General features: G+C 77.2%; 5 protein-coding genes. 1 reads left to right on the top strand and 4 read right to left on the bottom strand.

The genetic code is table 11. The features are described 5' to 3' along the window. Positions 1 to 33 precede the first annotated feature (33 nt). Genes ABEB16_RS20110 through dapE form a run of 4 tightly spaced genes read right to left on the bottom strand, consistent with a single transcriptional unit; the run spans position 34 to position 2,637 of the window. A complete protein-coding gene (locus ABEB16_RS20110) occupies positions 34 to 528 on the bottom strand; it encodes an SRPBCC family protein (RefSeq protein WP_345713973.1) in 495 nt (164 codons plus the stop codon). Then, positions 525 to 887 carry a DivIVA domain-containing protein gene (locus tag ABEB16_RS20105; RefSeq protein WP_345713972.1) on the bottom strand — a complete coding sequence of 121 codons (363 nt, stop codon included), beginning with the start codon at positions 885 to 887 and terminating at the stop codon, positions 525 to 527. The genes ABEB16_RS20110 and ABEB16_RS20105 overlap by 4 nt, the downstream gene beginning before the upstream one ends. Continuing rightward, positions 884 to 1,495, bottom strand: a complete 612-nt coding sequence (locus ABEB16_RS20100) for an LOG family protein (RefSeq protein WP_345713971.1) — start codon at positions 1,493 to 1,495, stop codon at positions 884 to 886. The genes ABEB16_RS20105 and ABEB16_RS20100 overlap by 4 nt, the downstream gene beginning before the upstream one ends. Beyond that, positions 1,492 to 2,637, bottom strand: coding sequence for a succinyl-diaminopimelate desuccinylase (gene dapE / locus ABEB16_RS20095; protein ID WP_345713970.1), 1,146 nt, complete (start codon positions 2,635 to 2,637; stop codon positions 1,492 to 1,494). Before dapE ends, ABEB16_RS20100 begins: the two co-directional genes overlap by 4 nt. Positions 2,638 to 2,702: 65 nt before the next feature. Between dapE and dapD the strand changes: the two genes are divergently transcribed. Further along, positions 2,703 to 3,692 carry a 2,3,4,5-tetrahydropyridine-2,6-dicarboxylate N-succinyltransferase gene (gene dapD, locus ABEB16_RS20090; protein WP_345713969.1) on the top strand — a complete coding sequence of 330 codons (990 nt, stop codon included), beginning with the start codon at positions 2,703 to 2,705 and terminating at the stop codon, positions 3,690 to 3,692. Positions 3,693 to 3,755: the final 63 nt, after the last annotated feature.

Raw genomic sequence — 3,755 nt, 5'->3', positions numbered from 1 at the left:
CACCGGGGGCCGCCGCGGCGGCGGGCGGCGGTCTCAGGCCCGCTCAGCCGCCACCTCCCGCGCCATCGCCCGCAGCACCCGGCCGAACGCCAGCCGCGTCGCCCAGCGCAGCGGCAGCGCGAACGGCCGGGTGAGCGGGGCGCTGACCAGCGAGACGCTCTCCGTCCACTCCACGGCACTCGTGCCGCCGCCGGCGCCGCGCACCACGATCGAGGCCCCGCCGCGCACGAGGCGACCGTGCTTGAGCAGGTCGCAGCGCCCGGCCCTGCCCTCGGCCGGCGGCCGCCAGGAGACGACCTCCATGGGGTCCTCGAACGCCAGCGGCCCCAGACCGGTGCGCCCGCTGAAGCGCTCCCCGACCGCGCCGACGGGCCCCGGCAGGCGGCGCACCACCGTCAGCGGCACCCATCGGGTCTGCGCGGGCCAGTCCGTCAGCCGTCGCCACACCAGCTCCGGCGGCGCGGCGACGACGAGGCGGGCCGTCGCGGTCGCGGCACCGGCCGGTCCCCCCGGCCAGGCGCCCCTCACCGCGTGCCGGGCAGGTCGTCGCCGGGCAGGTCGTCGCGCAGGTCGTCGCCGGGCAGGTCGTCGCGCAGGTCGAGCTCGTCGCCCGGCTCCTCGCGCCAGGCCGCCAGCTCGTCGTCGCGCTCGCGCAGCTCCTCGCGCAACCGGGCCAGCACCGCGTCGACCTCGTCCATCCGGTAGCCGCGCAGGCCGACGGAGAAGCGCACGTCGTCGACGTCGCTGGGTCGCACCTCCCCCGGCGGCAGCCCGACGAACGGCCGGGTCGACGTCACCGGCCCCATCCCGCCGCCCAGCCGTCCCGCGCCGACGGCCACGGCCGCGGCCACCGCGGCGAGGACCAGCAGGACGAGGACGAGGGTCACCCCTCCTCCTGCGGCCAGTCCGCGAACTTGCCCACCGCCTCCGAGGAGGGCATGACCATCCGCGAGCGCGGGGCCGTCTCCAGGAAGTCCAGCGCCTCGTCGGGGTCGTCGGTCCAGCGCACGACCTCCCACACGACGGGACGGGCGAAACCGCCCGCGACGAGCTCCTCCAACCACGTGCGCAGGCCGGCGTAGTGACCCTTGGAGTCGAGCACCGCCATCGGCTTGGTGTGCAGGCCGATCGTGCGGGCCACCCAGATCTCGAAGAGCTCCTCCAGGGTGCCCAGGCCACCGGGCAGCACGATGAAGGCGTCGGAGCGGGCGTCCATCTCCGCCTTGCGCCGGCGCATGTCGGTGGTGACGACGAGCTCGGTGATCCCCTCGGGCGGCTGCTCCACGTCCATCAGGGCCTGCGGGATGATCCCGGTCGTGCGGGCCCCGGCGGCACGGGCGGCGGCCTCGGCAGCGCCCATGACCGACGTGCCGCCCCCGCCGTAGACGAGGTCGTGGCCGCGCCGGCCGATGGCCGTGCCCACGCGGGCGGCCAGCTCGACGTGGGCGGGGTCGATGCGACCGCTCGCGCTGCCGTACAGGCAGATGGTGCTCAACGGACCTCCTCCGACGGGGCTGCGCCGAGCAGCCAGGTGGTGAGCACGCGCTCGCACTCGAGGATCTGCGCGACGGGGCAGCGCTCGTCGTCGGCGTGCGCCAGCAGCGCGTCGCCCGGACCGTAGTTGACGGCGGGCACGCCGAGGGCGGAGAAGCGCGCCACGTCCGTCCAGCCGTACTTGGGGGCCGGTGGGGTGCCGACGACCTCGCAGAAGGCGGCCGCCGCGGGCAGCCCCAGGCCGGGGCGGGCGCCCTCGGCGACGTCGGTGACGTCCACCTCGAAGCCGTCCAGCACCTCGCGCAGGTGCGCCTCGGCCTGCGCGCCGCTGCGGGCGGGGGCGAAGCGGTAGTTGACGGTGACGGTGCAGCGGTCGGGGACGACGTTGCCGGCGATGCCGCCGCGGATCGCCACGGCGTTGAGGCCCTCGCGGAAGACGAGGCCCTCCACCTCCACGTGCGCGGGCTCGTACGCGGCCAGCCGCGCCAGCACCTGCCCGGCGGCGTGGATCGCGTTGGACCCCCGCCAGGCGCGGGCGGTGTGCGCGGCGCGCCCGCGGGTGGTGACGTCGGCGCGCAGCGTGCCGTTGCAGCCGCCCTCCACGGCTCCCGCGGTGGGCTCCAGCAGGATCGCGAAGTCCCCGTCGAGCCACTCGCGGTGCCCCCGCGCCAGCCGGCCGAGGCCGGAGAGGTCGGAGGCGACCTCCTCGTGGTCGTAGAAGACGAACGTGAGGTCGCGGGTGGGGGCACCGCCGGCGGCGGCCGCGGCGCGGGCCACGGCGAGCTGCACGGCGACGCCGCCCTTCATGTCGACGGTGCCGCGCCCGGCGAGCACCTCGCCCTCCCCCTCGACCAGCTCCCGGCGCACGGGCAGGTTGGGGGGGTCGGTGAGGGGCACGGTGTCGAGGTGCCCGGCGAGCACGACGCGCTCGGGCCGGCCGGCGCGGGTGCGGGCGACCACCGCGTCGCCGTCGCGCAGCACCTCGTAGGCGCCCAGGTCGCGGCAGAAGGCCTCCACGGCGTCGGCGAGGGCGCCCTCGCCGCCGCTGACCGACTCCGCGTCGCACACCTGGCGGGTCAGCTCCACGACGTCGGCCGCGGGATCGAGGAGGACGGCGGCACGGGCGGGGGCGGCGGGCGTCACGGCAGCACCCTAGCCAGGCGGTCCGCCGCGGGAGGAGGAGCGCACCACGGCCTAGGGTGGCCGCCGTGACCGCGCACGCTGCAGCAGACGTCCCCGCCCCGCAGGCCGCCTCCCGCCGCGCCTGGGGCCACGGCCTGGCCACGACGACGGAGGACGGCGCCGTCCTCGACGTGTGGTACCCCTCCCCCGCGCTGGGCCCCGCACCGCACACCGGCCCGCACGGCGTGCCCGCGGAGCTGGCCGCCTGCGAGGGCCGGGACCCGCACCGGCGGGTGCGCCGGGCGGTCGTGACCACCGAGGTGGACCTCGACGCCCCGCCCGCCGACGCCGCCGACGCCTACCTGCGGCTGCACCTGCTGTCCCACCGCCTCGTCGCCCCGCACGGGGTGGACCTGTCGGGCGTCTTCGGCGTGCTGGCCAACGTGGTGTGGACCGACCACGGGCCCTGCGCGGTGGAGGACTTCGAGCGCACCCGCCTCGCGCTGCGGGCCAACGTCGGCCCCGTGCAGGTCTTCGGCGTCGACAAGTTCCCGCGGATGACCGACTACGTCGTGCCCGCCGGGGTGCGCATCGCCGACGCCGACCGGGTGCGCCTGGGGGCCCACCTGGCGCCGGGCACGACCGTCATGCACGAGGGGTTCGTCAACTACAACGCCGGCACGCTGGGCACGTCGATGGTGGAGGGGCGCATCTCCGCCGGCGTCGTCGTCGGTGACGGCTCCGACGTGGGCGGTGGCGCCTCGATCATGGGGACGCTGTCCGGCGGCGGCCGGGAGGTCGTCTCCCTGGGGCAGCGCTGCCTGCTCGGGGCCAACTCCGGCCTCGGCATCGCCCTCGGCGACGACTGCGTCGTGGAGGCCGGCTGCTACGTCACCGCCGGCACGAAGGTGTCGCTGCTCGACGAGGCCGGGCGCCAGCAGCGGGTCCTGGCCGCCCGGGAGCTGTCCGGCGCCTCGGGGCTGCTGTTCCGCCGCCACTCCCAGACGGGGGCGGTGGAGGCGCTGCCCCGCAGGGGCGTCCGCTTCGAGCTCAACGCCGCCCTGCACGCCAACTGAGGTGCGCCCGGCCGGTGCCCGCCTCCTCCTCCCGGCGCGCCGCGGCGGCGTCGGTGCGCCCGC

This window comes from Kineococcus glutinatus (genome assembly GCF_039542765.1).
GTDB classification, from domain to species: domain Bacteria; phylum Actinomycetota; class Actinomycetes; order Actinomycetales; family Kineococcaceae; genus Kineococcus_A; species Kineococcus_A glutinatus.
Note: the sequence above shows the minus strand (reverse complement) of the source record. Positions and strands in the feature narration are given on the sequence as shown.